Origin of the sequence: Bifidobacterium sp. M0399, assembly GCF_016100595.1 — a bacterium.
Classification (GTDB): Bacteria; Actinomycetota; Actinomycetes; order Actinomycetales; family Bifidobacteriaceae; genus Bombiscardovia; species Bombiscardovia polysaccharolytica.
Window position 1 is genome coordinate 1,022,520 of the sequence record NZ_JACFSD010000001.1, and the last position, 15,767, is coordinate 1,038,286.

16 protein-coding genes are annotated in these 15,767 nt (G+C 58.0%); 6 read left to right on the top strand and 10 right to left on the bottom strand.

From position 1 onward, the window contains the following. Positions 1 to 5: 5 nt before the first annotated feature. Positions 6 to 950 carry a uridine-preferring nucleoside hydrolase UriH gene (gene uriH, locus H3V09_RS04100; protein WP_046323844.1) on the bottom strand — a complete coding sequence of 315 codons (945 nt, stop codon included), beginning with the start codon at positions 948 to 950 and terminating at the stop codon, positions 6 to 8. Between the two features lie 96 nt (positions 951 to 1,046). Then, a complete protein-coding gene (locus H3V09_RS04105; protein ID WP_198199033.1) occupies positions 1,047 to 3,209 on the bottom strand; it encodes a DUF2075 domain-containing protein in 2,163 nt (720 codons plus the stop codon). A gap of 67 nt (positions 3,210 to 3,276) precedes the next feature. On the opposite strand from H3V09_RS04105, the gene H3V09_RS04110 reads away from it, so the two are divergent. After that, positions 3,277 to 3,609, top strand: a complete 333-nt coding sequence (locus H3V09_RS04110; protein ID WP_198191030.1) for a nucleotide pyrophosphohydrolase — start codon at positions 3,277 to 3,279, stop codon at positions 3,607 to 3,609. Positions 3,610 to 3,619: 10 nt separating this feature from the next. Here H3V09_RS04110 and H3V09_RS04115 read toward each other — a convergent pair whose 3' ends face one another. Both H3V09_RS04115 and H3V09_RS04120 read right to left on the bottom strand, forming a co-directional pair. Next, positions 3,620 to 4,375 carry an HAD family hydrolase gene (locus H3V09_RS04115; RefSeq protein ID WP_232339359.1) on the bottom strand — a complete coding sequence of 252 codons (756 nt, stop codon included), beginning with the start codon at positions 4,373 to 4,375 and terminating at the stop codon, positions 3,620 to 3,622. Positions 4,376 to 4,441: 66 nt separating this feature from the next. After that, on the bottom strand, positions 4,442 to 4,720 hold the full coding sequence (locus H3V09_RS04120) for a helix-turn-helix domain-containing protein (protein ID WP_198191032.1): 279 nt from the start codon (positions 4,718 to 4,720) through the stop codon (positions 4,442 to 4,444). Between the two features lie 258 nt (positions 4,721 to 4,978). On the opposite strand from H3V09_RS04120, the gene H3V09_RS04125 reads away from it, so the two are divergent. Continuing rightward, entirely contained in the window at positions 4,979 to 5,230 is a 252-nt protein-coding gene (locus H3V09_RS04125; protein WP_198191033.1) for a hypothetical protein, read from the top strand. 93 nt (positions 5,231 to 5,323) lie between these two features. Here the strand turns inward: H3V09_RS04125 and dnaG are convergent, their stop codons facing one another. The 6 genes from dnaG to H3V09_RS04155 all read right to left on the bottom strand — a co-directional run bounded on the left by dnaG (position 5,324) and on the right by H3V09_RS04155 (position 12,517). Continuing rightward, positions 5,324 to 7,390, bottom strand: a complete 2,067-nt coding sequence (gene dnaG, locus H3V09_RS04130; RefSeq protein ID WP_198191034.1) for a DNA primase — start codon at positions 7,388 to 7,390, stop codon at positions 5,324 to 5,326. Between the two features lie 57 nt (positions 7,391 to 7,447). Further along, positions 7,448 to 8,731: a deoxyguanosinetriphosphate triphosphohydrolase gene (locus H3V09_RS04135; protein WP_198191035.1), complete on the bottom strand. Its 1,284-nt coding sequence runs from the start codon at positions 8,729 to 8,731 to the stop codon at positions 7,448 to 7,450. Between the two features lie 18 nt (positions 8,732 to 8,749). Beyond that, complete coding sequence (locus H3V09_RS04140) at positions 8,750 to 9,208, bottom strand: Ohr family peroxiredoxin (protein ID WP_144177469.1); 459 nt, start codon at positions 9,206 to 9,208, stop codon at positions 8,750 to 8,752. Positions 9,209 to 9,278: 70 nt separating this feature from the next. Further along, positions 9,279 to 10,637: an alanine racemase gene (alr, locus tag H3V09_RS04145; RefSeq protein WP_198191036.1), complete on the bottom strand. Its 1,359-nt coding sequence runs from the start codon at positions 10,635 to 10,637 to the stop codon at positions 9,279 to 9,281. Positions 10,638 to 10,679: 42 nt separating this feature from the next. After that, positions 10,680 to 11,315 carry an N-acetyltransferase gene (locus tag H3V09_RS04150; RefSeq protein ID WP_121913162.1) on the bottom strand — a complete coding sequence of 212 codons (636 nt, stop codon included), beginning with the start codon at positions 11,313 to 11,315 and terminating at the stop codon, positions 10,680 to 10,682. A 146-nt stretch (positions 11,316 to 11,461) separates the two neighbouring features. After that, positions 11,462 to 12,517 carry a LacI family DNA-binding transcriptional regulator gene (locus H3V09_RS04155; RefSeq protein WP_198191037.1) on the bottom strand — a complete coding sequence of 352 codons (1,056 nt, stop codon included), beginning with the start codon at positions 12,515 to 12,517 and terminating at the stop codon, positions 11,462 to 11,464. 150 nt (positions 12,518 to 12,667) lie between these two features. Between H3V09_RS04155 and H3V09_RS04160 the strand changes: the two genes are divergently transcribed. The 4 genes from H3V09_RS04160 (at position 12,668) to H3V09_RS04170 (ending at position 15,766) form a co-directional block, all read left to right on the top strand. Further along, positions 12,668 to 13,951 (top strand): enolase C-terminal domain-like protein, encoded by a 1,284-nt coding sequence (locus H3V09_RS04160; protein ID WP_198191038.1) that lies wholly within the window; start codon positions 12,668 to 12,670, stop codon positions 13,949 to 13,951. Positions 13,952 to 14,032: 81 nt separating this feature from the next. Further along, on the top strand, positions 14,033 to 14,824 hold the full coding sequence (locus H3V09_RS04165) for an SDR family oxidoreductase (protein WP_110425563.1): 792 nt from the start codon (positions 14,033 to 14,035) through the stop codon (positions 14,822 to 14,824). 8 nt (positions 14,825 to 14,832) lie between these two features. Further along, positions 14,833 to 14,967, top strand: coding sequence for a hypothetical protein (locus tag H3V09_RS09075; RefSeq protein WP_269748570.1), 135 nt, complete (start codon positions 14,833 to 14,835; stop codon positions 14,965 to 14,967). Position 14,968: 1 nt separating this feature from the next. After that, a complete protein-coding gene (locus H3V09_RS04170; protein ID WP_198191039.1) occupies positions 14,969 to 15,766 on the top strand; it encodes an amidohydrolase family protein in 798 nt (265 codons plus the stop codon). Position 15,767 lies beyond the last annotated feature (1 nt).

Consider the following 15,767-nt stretch of genomic DNA (forward strand, 5'->3'; position numbering starts at 1 on the left):
TGATCTCATCCAATCGCTGTGATGGCCTTGACCACCAGGTCCCAGAATCCCTGGAAGTCCAGTTTGACAGCCACCTGGGTGTGGCAGTCCTCAGCTGACGGTTCAGGGCCGCGCAGATCAGCCACGGTCATCCCGCAGGTCAGGTCCCCGCGCAGCTCGACATCAACCGGGCAACGACGGGTGCTCACAATAGAGGGGTCGATCAGATAGGCCACAGTGCATGGATCATGCACAGGCGGGTCCACGAAGTCCTGGTTATCCTGGTAGGACTTGCGGAAGAAGTCCATCAGCCCGCTTACAAAGTGGGCCAGATCGGTGCCGATGCCCTCGATGCGCTGCTGGACCTCGGGGGTGCACAGGGCCTGATGAGTCAGATCCAGCCCCACCATGGTGACCGGCCAGGGCTCGTTGAAGACTATGTGCGCGGCCTCGGGATCCACCTTGATGTTGAATTCAGCGACAGCACTCCAGTTGCCCACATGGTAGCCGCCACCCATGAGCACGACCTCACGGACGCGGTCGACAATGCGGGGTTCCTTGCGGACGGCCATGGCGATGTTGGTCAGGGGTCCGGTGGGGACCAGGGTCACTGTGCCTGGCTCCTCGCGCATGATGGTCTCGATGATCCAATCGACGGCGTGGCCAGGATCCAGGGGCCTGGTAGGTTCAGGCAGCTCGACACCGTCCAGACCAGTCTGGCCATGGATGGAGGCGGCCACCTCCTGTGGACGCACCAGCGGCCTATCACATCCGGCGTGGACCGGCACCTGGCGCGCATGAGCCTTCTCCAGCACAGCCCTCGCATTGTAGGTAACCTTGTCCAGACTCTGGTTGCCGCCAACCGTAGTCACTCCGATCAGGTCGATCCGCGGATCACCTACTGCCAGAAGGATAGCCACCGCATCGTCATGACCTGGATCGCAGTCCAGGATGATCTTGCGCGTCGTCATATACTCGCCTACGCCTTTCTCATGGATATGTCCTGGGCCATGGACCATGGCCCAGGACATGATACCCCTGATTGGCCTTGAAACGATGTAGGCGCGTTAGGCTGGGTCGGGACCGGAGGTGGCGAATCCACCCACTGCCCAGGCCAGTCGATCCCGAAGCTCGGGGTCCACCGCGAATAACCCCAATCCGTGCACCCCTCGTTTGAGCAACACGTTGAACTCGTGCCGAAGATTATCCACAGGGTCCATCTCCTGCTCCGACCGCCGATTGGTCGCCAGTGTGTTGCAACTGAGCTTCGGTTCGAATTCGACCTTTCCATTCCTGTAGGTGACCGAGGGCCCGATGATGACTCCCGCATAGTTGAGGTCAAAACCTTGGATGGTGAAGATGGAGCCGACCTCATCAATGGTGAAGGGCAGTTCGGCCCAGGCGATCCGGTGATTTGCAGCAGAGTTTCCCTGCTCCTCATACAGTTCGTAATTCCAAGGCATGGCAAATTCACCATCCCCGTCCTGACCCTCTTCGGCCCACACCCATCGGCCCGAATCCTGCTGGTGTAGTACAACCTGCCAATAACGGGAGGGATCCTGTGGGTCCGGGTGATTCTGGCTGCTGTAAGGCCAGTCATAGGTGGCTAGGAGTCGGCAAAGCCCCAAGGAGCCCTCGCCTCTTTGCTCCTGGTCCTTTCGGCGAATGAACTTTCTCAAAGCCTTAGGCGAAGTGAAAACCTTGATCTCATAAGGATGCTCCCAAGGATCCGGATGCAGTGGGCCAATGGTGCCATCCCTGGCTGTCATCCGATCCAGCCAGGCGCAGGTTGCGGGATCAGCTTGGATACGCATCTGGTGATCCAAATGAACATGACTGACCTGGAAGATATCCTCGCGTGCATGCTGACCGTCCCTTGACTTTTCGCGGATAACCATGGGTTGCGAGAAGGTCTTGTCATGCTCAGAACCCGTCAATCCCAGAAGCCGACTTTCCTGAGCATCTACGAACTGGGATCCGCGCAAGACCTGTTCCGGGTCGAAGACCACGATGGCTACTTTTGCCCGCCGCAGAATGTCGTAAAGCTGGTTGCTTCCGGAGTAGCTCTGCGACCCTTGCGTCAGCAGCAGGTGCGCCTCGTCAACCAGCACCACATCCGCCTTCGCCTCGACGCTATTCATGGGGTCTGCCGCCCTGCCTGTGGACCGGCCATTTCTATGGGTGTGCTTGCTGAACCGGTTGATGAACTGGACAGCGCCAACAACGCACTGGCCGCGCTTCTTCTGCAGTCCCAGCTTCAGAGCCATTTGGTTGTAGACATTGGCCTGCTCGGCCTGGTTGACAATGATGTAGGAACGCTGTCTGGCATTTGCCGAACGGTTATCGTCCTTACCGTCCAAGTTCCCATAGATGCCATATCTGGCACATATCTGATAGAAGAGATGGCTAAGCAAAACGGTCTTGCCAGTTCCTGACATGCCCTGAACGACTATGACTCGAGTATGGGCTTTATCGTCGATCCGAACCGGGCCTATCGATTCTGTCATCGAGTGGAAACCCTCGCCGGGGTTTTGAATAATGACCGACTCCAGCACATGCAGAACAGCTTCTTCAGCTCGCCGTTGTTCGTCGGTGAGCTTGCGGAAGGGCGAGGCCTTGAACAGGGCAGAGTCCAAGATTGCCTTCTCTTCCGGAAACAGATCAGGCTCCATTTCATGCAGGATCTGCCAAGCCTTGGAAAAGATGCTGTCGAATTCATCGCTGGTGTAATACATGTCTTGAGCGTTAGTTCTACGGTTCATAACCAGCTTGACTGCATCGACGCTCTGCATATACCCCATCAACCGATTTTCCATATCCAGGGTCAGGGACTTGTTGAAGTGGCGATCACCGATGATGTACTGGCAGACCCTGTCTTGGTGATTGCGCATGAATCGCACCAGGCGTTCCCAATCCGTGCGGGTTCGTGGATCCAGCTCGATGTGCTGCCTGGTCCGAGAACGAATGTCATTGGTTTCCCCGACGTAAACCACGTAAGGGGGTCCACCGCCATGCTTTTTGCTGCTGTCCCTTTCATCAGCAGAGACAATATATACAGTGGGATAGCGTAGGAACAGCTCCTCAAGCAGCCTCTCCTCCAAATGACTGCCCTGACTGCCAACAGCTTTCGCCTGCTTGTACTCTGCAATAGCCTTGGAAAAATCCTCATCTCTGAAATCGCCATAGGGCAGAGTCATCACAACAGGCTGCGGCGCGCTTGATGAATCCATGTTTTTCACTATGCCACGAACCCATACCAATCTAATGGCAGGAGGGCCGGCTGATAGGCTCGAAATCATGATCAGCAAGGATACAGAAACAGCGGTGATGAATTTTGTACACGAGCGCGACTGGGATCAATTCCACACGCCCGCCAACCTGGCCAAATCAATTTGCATCGAAGCTGCCGAGCTCTTGGAATGCTATCAGTGGGGGGACGATCCCAGGGACGGAGATGAAGGCCACGTAACCGACGAGCTGGCTGACGTGCTCACCTATTGCATCCAGCTGGCGGATCGACTGAATCTGGACATGGATCAAATTATCATGGATAAACTGCAGAGGACGGCCGAAAGGTATCCGGTAGCCACTTCACGCGGCTCCAGCCGAAAATACCGCCCCCTGCAGTAGTCAGATCGAGTCAGCAGGTCTGCGCAGCCGACGACCCCAATCGTCCGAGTCGCTTGGCGATTAGTGCAGACAGATCATCCAGGGTGACTCCAACATAGCTCTTCATGGAAGCGAACTGAGGGCCTGATGAGGTGTCGACCGGGTTGGTGCCGGTATAGGCCACAGTGGTGGCTCCTGATGCCACAGCCGAAGTGATGCCGGTCAAGGTATCCTCGAAAGCCAAGCAGGAGGTCATCAAATCAGGGCTGTTGATGCCAACCAGACTGGCCGCATGCAGATAGGGCGCAGGGTCGGGCTTCTGCGCCAGCCCATCGTCCCCGCAAACATAGTCGGCAAAAGCCCCCTCGGGCGCCTTGGCAACCACTGCCTGGGCCATGCGGCGTGGCGAAGTAGTGACCAGAATCGAGGGAATGCCGGCCCCAACCAGGTCTGTCAGGATAGTGCGAACACCTTCAATCCAAGGCATGTGACGCTCCTCCATGGCAATGACCCCATCAATCAACAAATCTGGAATCTGATCCTCAGGAAGGTCAAGACCACGCTCCCGCATCAACCTTGCCACGGTGGGCAGAGGTTTGCCGGAAACCTGCCAACCCATGTCGGCATTCCAGTCTCCCCCATGCTCGCGCACTAGATCAACCTCCGCCTGATGCCAGTAGGGCTCTGAATCGATCAAGGTTCCGTCCATGTCCCAAAAGACCGCGAGCGGTCGGCCACTCACAGCAGACCGGGCTTTGTCAGTCGACCCGGCACGACTTTCTTCCATTTGATGCTCCATGTTCATGCATTCACCCTATCGGCAGGGCTTGTCTAGACAATGGTGCCACCCAAATTACTTGGCATGAAGATCAGGCCACGGATCAGGCAACAGCTCATCCAGACTCACATTAAGCACTTGGGCAACTGCCATGATGTTGATCAAACTGGGATTGGCTGGACTCCCGGGTCGCGACTGGCCATGCTCCAACTGTTGGTATGCGAACCGGGAAAGGTTGGCATTATAGGCGACGAACTCTTGGCTGTAATGCAAAGCCGTCCTTCGACGTTGTATATTCAAGCCTAATACTACGGCGTATTCCGCCCATCCACTCGGTACTTGAGAATGTGCCACAGAGCCAAGGTAAATACAAGAAACACATTGTCATGCCTTACCAGTAATACTATATCAGTAGGGCATTACCGGTTATTTGAACGGGAGACGCTTTCCTAGCTCTGCCTCACGCCAAAAATGAGTTCGTCATAGTTCTAGCTACTGCCATTCTTCCTTGTAGCTTACGGAACCACATCGGTCTTCATCAATAGTCTGAATTACTCCACCTCGTTCGGGAGGAACTCAGCAGCCAACATAGGTCTGCTGGCGTTCTTCAACATGCTGCCAGCACTACTGATAGCAGTAGTTGGATATGGGTATTTCTTCATCACTGAGGTCAATGGTCTTTTTGGCAACAACACGCAGATACCCGACTGGATGCTGACACCCTTGGTTCCACTAGCCGTCATGCCTCTGGTGACACGGGCGATCTACCGACACACCAGAAATCCATATCTGGGTGGCATCATTACCGCGATCATTGTCACTGTGATGACCTGCATCAACTCCCAGATCTCCTTCCCCGCCTAACAGGGAGCCACACCTACCCCAAGTCCTCCTCATCCCTGTCTACAACTGAAACTTCGACAAGGACATGGAGGACCAACTTATCTGACCACCAGTTCACTCGGTGTTGCCGAAGACCTGGGTGCGCAATTCGCTGCGCTGGGTCTCGTACTGGGTGAGCTGACCAAGAAGGTCGAACTTCTCCTGACCGTCTGGCAACTGATTCATCCGGTGCCTGGCCGAGGCAATCAGCCGCATGTAAGTGGCATCCAGCAACCTTGCCAGCAGCTCGGAGGCGTACTGACGTTCCTCCGGGCTGGGTTGCTTCAGCTGAACATCCGCGTCATCGGAGTCTGCGCCCTGATCGCCTTCCTTATTGCCCGGTCGCCTATCCTCCTGCTTATCCAAATTCAGCGGCAAAGGCATGACAGCCAGCTCGTTGATGGCCGACTCCAGCATGGGCCCGCCCGCCTTGGTCAAATTATGCATCCACAGTCCTTGGGGCGTCTTCATGTCAGGCAGTCCTCCGGCGGCCTGCACAGCCCGATAGAGCGAGCGGAAAATCGGAACCTCGAAACTGTCCGGACTCAGCTGAGCAAAGGCATCTGAACCGATTGCTCTGGGAATCTGGATAAGCACGCCCATGAACTGCTGCTCGCAAATGAAAACAGAATCATCGATGTGATGATAACCCTGTCGGAGAGCATCCTCACGCTGTATCCTACGACGTTGCATGGCATTGTCACTGCCATGGCCCGCGCGACCCTCCGATTCACCCGCACCGCGGTGAGGAGTGCGGACCGCATAGGCGTCCTGGTCTTTCACATGCAGCTTGCGGCGGGCCCTGTTGACCTCCTGGCGCAGCAGATCCAAATCCACGCCGATTTTTCTGGCGGTCTTGCGGGTATAGGCCCCTACCAGGGAGCGATCCCTGATCTGGGCCAGGATGGGCGCCACAGCCTTGACCGCGCCCATCTGCCCGGTGGTGTACTGGGTATCGAACATGGCTACGGCCGTGTCGATGACGAAATCGTACAGCGGCCGGGCATGCTCGACCAGAGAACGCACAGCCTCATCACCATACTGGATGCGCAGATCACAGGGATCCAAATTCTCCCGGGCCACCGCCACGAAGGTCTGCGTCAGAAAGCTCCCGTCAAGGCCGAAAGCATGCAGGGCGGCCTTCTGCCCGGCTGCATCCCCGTCGAAAGTGAAGACCACCCGGGAGCCTTGGACCGGTCCTACCAGCTGGATAGCCCCTAAGGCATCGTCGGAGATGAGCCGACGGACGATCTTGGCATGGTCCTCGCCGAAAGCAGTTCCGCAGGTGGCTACAGCCGTATCGACACCGGCAAGGTGGCAGGCCATGACGTCGGTATAGCCCTCCACAATGACCACCTGCCGCTTTTTGACGATGGCGTCCTTGGCCAGGTCGATGCCGTAGAGCACCTGGTTCTTGCGGTAGAGCTGAGTGTCCGGTGTGTTGATGTACTTGGCGTTGATGCCGTCGTCCTCGTAGAGCTTGCGAGCGCCGAAGCCCAGGGTACGGCCAGTGGAATCCCTGATGGGCCAGGTGACCCTGCCCCGGAAGTAGTCGTATACTCCCCTCTGCCCCTGCCTGGCCAGTCCGGCATCCAGCATCTCCTGCTGGGTGAAACCCTTGGTGGACAGGTGACGAACCAGGTTGTCCCATCCTCGTGGGGCGTATCCGCAGCCGAAATGCGCGCTGTCAGCCTGGGAGAAGGTCCTGCCTGCCAAGAGCTTGCGCGCCGCCAGCGCCTCCTTGCTCATGATCTGCGAAACGAAGAAACGCTGGGCCTCCTCGTTGGCCTCCAGCAAGCGGGAACGTTTGGACCCGCGACGCTTGTCCTGGCGGGAGTTCTCGTAATGCAGCTCGATCTGATACTTGTCTGCCAGAATCTCGACGGCATCGCCGAACTCGACGTTCTCCTCCTGCTCCACGTAGGTGAAGACGTCGCCACCCAGTCCGCAGCCGAAGCAGTGCCAGACCCCCATGGAGGGACGCACTGAAAAAGAAGGAGACTTCTCGTCGTGGAAGGGGCACAGACCCATGTAAGTGCCGGAACCTGAAGGCTTCAGAGTCACGCTTTCAGATACGATCTCATACAGATCGGCCTTGGCTCTGACCTTCTCGATGTCTTCCTTCTTGATCATTCCGGACATGACACCCAGCCTACCGGCCCAGGGGGATGTGTTGCGCCCGGCATAAATACGGCAGGCCTATGGGCAGACCAAGGAATGCAGGGCCAGCGCCGAACCGTCGGTCAGGGAGGCCACCTGGTCGATAGCCACCCGCAGGCGCTCCCCATCCGAACCCGCCTGGCGCCAATCCTCCAGGAAGACGTCCTCCAAGGCATCAGAGGGGTCTGGCGAGTCGGCCATCATGACCTCAACCAGGTCGGTCACGATTTTCAGCTGCTCTGCATGGAAGGGCTCCTTCTCACGGGGAGCCATGACGAAGTAGACAGCAATCCCCTTCAAGGCCACAATCTCATAGGAGGTCCGAGGAGGAATGACCAGCCCAGCCGAGTACCTGGTCAGCGGACCTTGGCCGTGGCGGCTTCGGGTGGCCGCCTCCACAGAGTCGGCAAAACGGCCGATCAGGTAACTGGTGGTGTTCTTCAAAGTAGCCAAGGCCCGGCGTGACCCATCGAAGCCTGTCGGCAACATGCCACGGACGGTCTCCAAGGCTCGGACCAGCTGGTCAGCATCCCAGCGGTCGCCATACCAGGATCGGGCGGCTCGGACCACGCCATCGATGATCCTGGGCTCAGCCAGCCGCTCAGGCACGAAGGAGCCAACCACTATGGCATCCTCCACGTCGTGAACGCTGTAGGCGATGTCATCAGCCAAGTCCATAACCTGGCACTCCATAGGCGTGCTGGCCTGCGGTGCTCCCTGCTTGAGCCAGCGAAAGACTTCCTGGTCGTCCGGGTAGACGCAGAACTTGGCAGTCCTCTCCCCCTTGGGATGAGCCGAGGCCTCAGCCAGGGTCCATGGATATTTGACCGCAGCGTCCAGGGCGGCCCTGGTCAGGTTGACCCCTGCCGAGCGTCCGTCCGGGTGGAAAACCTTGGGCTCCAGCCTGGTCAGCAGTCGAAGGGTCTGCGCATTGCCCTCGAATCCCCCTATGTCTGAGGCCAGCGAGGACAGGGCACGTTCGCCGTTGTGGCCGAAGGGCGGATGACCCAGGTCATGGGCCAGACAGGCACAGTCCACCACGTCGGGGTCGCAACCCAACATGGTACCGATCTGCCGGCCGATCTGGGCCACCTCCAAGGTGTGGGTCAGGCGCGTACGGGCAAAGTCGTCAGTGCCGGCCACCAGAATCTGCGTCTTGGCCCCCAGTCGACGCAACGCCGAAGAATGGACCAGACGCGCCCGGTCACGTTCAAAGGCGGTCCTGCTGCTGGTCTTTGGAGGCTCTGGCGCCCACCGTTCCTGATCCCGGGCGGAATAGCCCTCGGCCAGCAGGCGGGATCCGCCCTCCTCATCAGTGCCCATCTGGCGCGCCCGCTCCGTTCAGTCCAGATTATCCACGACCACCACTTCAGTGGGCACATTGCCCGCTGTGGCCTTGGAATAGGGGCAAAGCTCCTGGGTCCGCTCCACCAGACGGGTGGCCAGATCACGATCGACGCCGGGCAGGCAGACCTCGATCAGAGCCTTGATGCCAAAGGACTCGCCCTGGTCGCCAAGGGAGATGTGAGTGCGCACCTTGCTCTGGGCCAGCTTGGTGGCTGGCACGCGCAGCTCCTTTCCGGCCAGTCCCATGGCTCCCTGGAAGCAGGCACCCCAGCCGATGGCGAAGAGTTGCTCGGGGTTGGTGCCCTGGCCCTTGCCTCCCATAGCCTTGGGTGTATCCAAGTCCAGGGAAAGATCGGGCTCCTGGCTGTCCGCATGGCCCTCGCGGCCTCCGGTGATGTCAGCTACGGCTGTGTATGAGATATTGCTGGGTTCATTTCCTGTATATGTAGTCATAACCTCATCTCACCACTTATATTGCCCCTTGACAAGGCCCCAAGCCCAGGTTCTACCTGTGATAGTGGTCTCAAAGAATGGATTCAGGGGCAATCAGGTGCAGGTCGGAGGGTTCGACCACCTCATGCACACCCAAGTAGAGCCGTGGAATCCTACTACGCAGGCAGGTGAAAATCTCATAGCTGATGGTGTCGGCGGCCCGGGCCCAGTCATCAGCGGTTGGCTCAGCCTGTTCCTCCCCTTGGCCTGGCCCAAAGAGAACAACGGTATCGCCCTCGTCCACTCCCAAGTCGGAAGCCATGCCTTCTAGATCCAGTACACACTGGTCCATGCAGACTCTTCCAGCGACACGAACCAACCTGGGCCCTTGGCGAGTCATCAGACGGACGGGACCTCCCAGATGCTCTCGGCCCATAGCGCCCTCGCGGTCAAAGCCCGAGGCTGACCGATGGATCCCGTCGGCATATCCCAAGGGCATGATGGCCGTGCTTGTCGGGTTCTTCGTCAGATAAGTGCGCCCGTAGGAGATGCCGTGACCGGCCGGCATATCCTTGACAGTGCCCAGCTGTGCTTGAAGGGTCATTGCCGGACGCAGACCATAATCCGCCGAAATCCCCATGGAAGGATCAGGCTCGTACCCATACAGGCCGATGCCAGGACGGGTCAGGTCATAACGTATCCCCGGGCGGCTGAGCGTGGCAGCGGTGTTGGCAAGATGCCGGATTTCAGGCTTCATGCCTGCGGTCGTCATCCTGTCATAGAACTCTTCGAAGAGGGCGATTTGCTCGTCAGTGGACGACACGAACTCGTCCACCCCAGGCATGTCGGCCACAGCCAGATGGCTGAAAAGCCCCACAGGCTCCAACAGACCCTGGGCGGCAAGACGGGAGAGCTCGTGCAGGGCGTCTCCGAAGGTTTCAGGAGTGAAGCCGTTGCGTCCGAAGCCGGTGTCCACCTTGATGTGGACGCGGGCAGGTCTGCCGAACTGGTCTGCCGCCTGCGCCACCTTGTCCATAGTCTCCAAGGAACCGACGCCCAGATCGATGTCAGCTTGGATCAGCTGGTCGAAGGGCGCGCAGTCCCCATTGAACATCCAGGACAGTATCCGGCAGCGGTCGGGGCCGATGCCTGCTCGCCGCAGACGCAGGGCCTCGCTGGGCTGGGCAGTGCCCAGCCAGGTGGCCCCGCCGGACAAGGCCGCCAGAGCGGCGGGGATGAGCCCGTGGCCGTAGGCATCGGCCTTGACCACACCCATGACTGCAGCACCAGGGTTCGTGGAATGAACCAGATTCACCAGAGTGGCCATATTGGCCTTCAAGGTCCTCAAGTCGACGATGATCTGGCCTGGATAGGCCCGAAGAGCTTGTTCGTAATGCTTTTGGCCCTCAGGCCCGGAGAACTGCCATGCAGGTGCTGCACTCAATGTCATGGCTCCATTGTGCGACGGCGCTGCGACGGTCGGAACCCGCCCTCAGACGGCAACCAAGCGCTTAGCGGCCCTTTCGCGCTCAGCCAGGTCAAGGGGACGATTGTGCAGCTGATAGGCCACCCGCACGTTCTCGATCTCCTTGTTTTCAGGCATGATGATGTTGCCGCAGCGGGTGAAGCCATGGGTCTCCAGGATGTGCTGCATGGCGTAGTTCTTCAGTCCCGTATCGGCGCGGATGTTCTCGTACCGGCGCATGCTCCAATCGAGCAGGTCCCCGGCCGCGTGACGCCCCAGTCCCGAGGCGGCCACCCGATGGATGGTGGTATAGGGCCGGTCGTCCAGCCAGCTGCCATCAATGACCTTATAATCTGGTTCCGGGTCATGGAAGAGAGCAAAAACGCCGATGATGCGCTCATGGCTGCCCTTGTGCTCGTCCAACTCCGGTTCAGGGTAGACGGGATCCTCAGGAATCTGATCCATACCAGCTGCATCATCGACCAAGAGCATGGTGTGGCCCCCGGCGATGTCCTCGCGGATGCGTTCAGGCAGAGGGTACTTGTCCCCCCACTGACGGGGGTTACCGGTCTCGGCCATCCGCTTTCTGGCGTAGGCGTAGACAGGCATGATCGCCTCAAAGTCGTCCATGGTGGCATGACGGATCCAACGTGCAGTTTCCATCGCGTACCTGCTCACTGTGGCTACCTCTTTCTCGACCGGTGCGGCAGGGACGAAACCCGCCCCTGCGATTGCCGAAGTACGAGTGTATCCATCAGCAGGCAGTCATGAAGTGAGTACGCATTGAGCGAATCGGGGAATAGTTTGGGCTATTGTGCGGCCTCTTGAACCCGACTTCTCGATCGCAAATGACTGGCATGGGTCAGATTGACCACACTGTGTCGGCTGACCAGACGGGTCGGCATGACCACATGCCGCTGGAACTCCTTGCCCTGTCGTGCATCGAGAATCATTCCCACGGCCATCCTGGCCATCAGATCAAATGGCTGATCCACCGTGGTAAGGGCAGGCATCAGGTAGGAGGATGGATAGACGTTGTCGAATCCGACCACAGACAGGTCCTGACCGGGCTCCAGTCCACGTTCACGCGCCGCTCTGTAGATATTGACGGCTGTCAAGTCATTGCAGGCCAGGATCGCGGTCGGAGGATGAGCACGGTCCAGCAGATCACAGGCGGCTTGGTACCCTCTGTCGGGCAAATAGTCTCCCTGCAGAACCATGCTAGACGGCAGGCTGGCACCAATGGCTGCCAATGCTGCTCGGTATCCAGCTAGTCTGGCCTGCGCGGATTGCACATTCGCCGGTCCGGCTATAACGCCAATGCGCCGATGCCCGGCATCCAGAAGGCATTTGGCGGCCTGGTATCCTCCAGTCCAATTGTCAAGCGTTATGCTCATGTCCTCATCGTTGACCAGGTCCACCGGATCGACCGCCACCAAGGGAATGCCTCTTGCTTTGAGCACATTCTTGCCCTTCTGGTCTATGGAGGACATCTGGGTAATCACACCCAGCGGGTTGCGATCAATGATCCCCCTCAGACATTCCTCGGCACGCCGCTGGTGATCGGTCTGCGTCACAGTCAGAGCCAGACCGGCATCCAAAGCCCACTTCGAGGCATAACGTATCATCTCGATGGTGCCATTGTTGGCGATATAATCCACCACCAGTTCAATGGTCTGGGCGATTTTGGTACTGACGAGCGGATGTGCATAGCCCTGATCAGCCAAAGCCTTTTCGACCCTCCGACGGGTTTTTGCCGCCACGCCCGGTCGACCGTTGATCACCTTGGAAACGGTCGAAGCCGAGATGCCGAGCTGCTCGGCTATAGCGCCGACGTGCGGATTGCCGGGTTCCTGTCTGGCCATGTGCATCCTTTCCAGTACCCAACAATCGTAACCAATGAAGCGGCGATCACATTCATGTCGAGTTTAGAATTTTTACATTTTTAATTTTCAAATTTCTATTTCTGCGCCTATACTGACGTCTATGTTCACTAGATTGGCAAAGGAGCCACGATGAGTACTATCACTGCGGTGAAAACGTATGACTTTCGTTTTCCCACTTCTCTGACCTTGTCAGGATCGGATGCCATGAACAAGGACCCGGACTATTCGGCCGCCTATGTGGAAATACACACCTCGGCTGACGATGGCATCAAAGGGTGCGGTCTGGTCTTCACCATCGGACGAGGCAATGATGTTGTATGCAGAGCCATAGATTCCATAGGAAAGACTCTGTGTGGCCTGGAGGTTGAACGTCTGCTGGACAGCATGGGCCTGGCCTGGGACCTACTGGTCCATGACTCGCAGCTGCGCTGGCTGGGACCCGAAAAGGGAGTCGAGCATATGGCCATCGGCGCACTGCTGAGCGCCCTTTGGGACATGAAGGCCAAAAGAGCGAGGAAACCTTTGTGGTTGCTGCTGGCTGAAATGGACCCTGAAGACCTGGTCAGCACCCTGGACTTCAGATACCTCTCCGATGCCCTGCGTCCCGAGGAGGCCATAGACATCCTCAAGGATGGGCAATCCGGCAAGCAGGAGCGCATCGAGGACATTCGCCAGCACGGATATCCCGGTTATTCGACAGCACCAGGCTGGCTCGGCTACAGCGACGAAAAGATGGTGGAGATTGCCAAACGAGAGACAAAGGAAAAGGGCTTTAAGCAAATCAAGCTCAAGGTAGGCCAGAACCTCGATGATGACATACGCCGTCTGGGATTGGCCAGGGATGCCATCGGCCCCGACGTGCGTCTGGCCATCGATGCCAACCAGGTCTGGGACGTCCCGCAAGCCATTGATTGGATCAACCATTTCCATGACTTCGACCTGGCATGGGTCGAAGAGCCCACCAGCCCCGACGACATCATCGGCCACGCAACCATTGCCAGGGCCATCAATCCCATCCCCGTGGCAACCGGCGAACAGATGCAGAACCGCATCATGTTCAAGCAATTCCTACAGGCCAATGCCTTCGGTATCATGCAGATCGACGCCACCAGAGTGGCGGGCCCCCAGGAGATAGTTCTGGAATACCTGCTGGCTCGCAAGTTCCACAAGATAGTCTGCCCCCACGCTGGCGGGGTCGGACTGTGCGAGATGGTCTGTCACTTCGCCATGTTCGACTACGCAGCCGTCTCCTGCACCACGCAGGGCCGAATGATCGAATACGTGGACAACCAGCACGAATATTTCGTAAACCCCGTGCGTATCAGCCAGGGCATGTATCAAGCACCAACCGCTCCTGGCAACGGGGCTGAAATGACCGTTGAGACTGCGCAGCGCTACCTCCACCAGGAGTGACTTCGGGTCACCTCAATCAAAACCAGGCCCAATCGCTGGAGCCCTAGCAAATCATCCATTCATAGAGACAAAGAAGCTTTCATGGATCTGCATCTCAAAAACAAGGTATTCATCATCACCGGTGGCTTCAAGGGCATCGGCAGGGGCATCGCCCTACAACTGGCCCAGGAGGGCGCCATAACCGCAGTCATAGACCGTGACGAGTCAGCCAGGGACCAGTTCTGCAAAGACATCGAGGCCTATACCGATACCTACCGGACCTTCATTCTGGATCTGAATGACACCGACGGCATAGCCCCTATTGTGGAGCAGGTGCACAAGGAATTCGGCCATATCGATGGCATAGTCAACAACGCTGGAGTCAACGACAACAAGGCCTTGGAAACTACTGACTGGCGGGAGTTCGAGCGTTCCGTACACGGTAATCTCACCCACTACTACGAACTCATGCACGCCTCTTGTGCCTATCTGAAGAAAAGCCACGGATCCGTCATCAACATCACTTCCAAAACCGCCGTGACCGGTCAGGGCAAGACCAGCGCCTATGCGGCGGCCAAGGGCGCAGTTCTGGGCCTGACCAGAGAATGGGCCGCAGCCTTGGTCCACGATGACGTACGAGTGAATGCCATCGTGGTCTCGGAATGCTGGACCCCCCTCTACGCCGACTGGATCAAGACGTTTGGCGATGAAAAGGCCCAGCAAGCCCGTCTTTCAGCCATCACAGACAAGATCCCCCTGGAACATCGCATGACCACACCCGAGGAGATCGGGAACACCGCCACCTTCCTGCTCTCTGATCGCGCATCACACACCACCGGCCAATGGGTGTTTGTCGATGGCGGATACGTCCACCTGGACCGGGCACTGAATTGAGCTCTGCTATGAAAAATCCAAATACGCAAAGCAAAGGCGGTTCCCAGGCCACCGTCGCCATGCTGGTAACCGCTCCCAGATTCCTCTACATCGCCTTGTATGCCTTTCGTGGGTGCCGCATATGCCTTGAGCAGGGAGCCTGAGATGACGCGACAATTGCAGGTCATCGATGCTCACTTCCACATGTGGAATCTTGAACGGCAACATCTGCCTTGGCTGGAAGGAATGCCATCACTGAATCGGAGCTTTCCCCTCCACGAGCTGGAAGACGAGTACGGGCAGTTGGGAGTGGAATTTTGGGGCGGAGTCTATGTGGAAGTTGACTCGGATGACCCCCTATTAGAGGACCGCTTGGTCTATGAGAACGATGACCCGAAAATTCTCGCCCGAATGCTAAGGGCACAGGTAGGGCCCTATATGAGGGTACCTATCAATGCTACGGGCATCAGAGAGCCCTTGCATACTGACTCTGCCCCGCGCGGCCGTTGCCTTGAACCCTCCTTCATCGCCGGGCTCCACGCCATGGCTGATAAGGGGATGCCCTTCGAGCTATGCAACAGGGGCGCAGAACTGCCGGACATGGCCCAGGCATTCTCTCAGGTTCCTTCCCTGACTGTCATCATGGATCATATGGGCAACATGCCCAACCTGTCACCGGCCTGCAAAAAAGCCATGCGGGCTATGGCGGCCCTGCCGCACTGCTATATCAAGGTGTCAGGCGACCAGCCGGTCGATCGCGACATCGTCGCCTTCGTCAGGGACACCTTTCCCCCGAACAGGATCCTCTACGCCTCCAATTGGCCGGTAGTCACCGTACACTCCTCGCTCAGGGAACACTGGCAACTGATGCTGGATACCTTTGGCCCGGATGAGGACTTCTTCAAGCACAATGCCATGAGGGCCTATGGAATCGATACCGATACGCTTACTTCGGAAGGGTGAA

Coding starts and splice junctions, on each gene's coding strand:
- uriH (WP_046323844.1), bottom strand. CDS start 950: ATGACGACGCGCAAGATCATCCTGGACTGCGATCCAGGTCATGACGAT.
- H3V09_RS04105 (WP_198199033.1), bottom strand. CDS start 3,209: ATGGATTCATCAAGCGCGCCGCAGCCTGTTGTGATGACTCTGCCCTAT.
- H3V09_RS04110 (WP_198191030.1), top strand. CDS start 3,277: ATGATCAGCAAGGATACAGAAACAGCGGTGATGAATTTTGTACACGAG.
- H3V09_RS04115 (WP_232339359.1), bottom strand. CDS start 4,375: ATGGAAGAAAGTCGTGCCGGGTCGACTGACAAAGCCCGGTCTGCTGTG.
- H3V09_RS04125 (WP_198191033.1), top strand. CDS start 4,979: ATGCTGCCAGCACTACTGATAGCAGTAGTTGGATATGGGTATTTCTTC.
- dnaG (WP_198191034.1), bottom strand. CDS start 7,390: ATGTCCGGAATGATCAAGAAGGAAGACATCGAGAAGGTCAGAGCCAAG.
- H3V09_RS04135 (WP_198191035.1), bottom strand. CDS start 8,731: ATGGGCACTGATGAGGAGGGCGGATCCCGCCTGCTGGCCGAGGGCTAT.
- H3V09_RS04140 (WP_144177469.1), bottom strand. CDS start 9,208: ATGACTACATATACAGGAAATGAACCCAGCAATATCTCATACACAGCC.
- alr (WP_198191036.1), bottom strand. CDS start 10,637: ATGACATTGAGTGCAGCACCTGCATGGCAGTTCTCCGGGCCTGAGGGC.
- H3V09_RS04150 (WP_121913162.1), bottom strand. CDS start 11,315: ATGGAAACTGCACGTTGGATCCGTCATGCCACCATGGACGACTTTGAG.
- H3V09_RS04155 (WP_198191037.1), bottom strand. CDS start 12,517: ATGGCCAGACAGGAACCCGGCAATCCGCACGTCGGCGCTATAGCCGAG.
- H3V09_RS04160 (WP_198191038.1), top strand. CDS start 12,668: ATGAGTACTATCACTGCGGTGAAAACGTATGACTTTCGTTTTCCCACT.
- H3V09_RS04165 (WP_110425563.1), top strand. CDS start 14,033: ATGGATCTGCATCTCAAAAACAAGGTATTCATCATCACCGGTGGCTTC.
- H3V09_RS09075 (WP_269748570.1), top strand. CDS start 14,833: ATGAAAAATCCAAATACGCAAAGCAAAGGCGGTTCCCAGGCCACCGTC.
- H3V09_RS04170 (WP_198191039.1), top strand. CDS start 14,969: ATGACGCGACAATTGCAGGTCATCGATGCTCACTTCCACATGTGGAAT.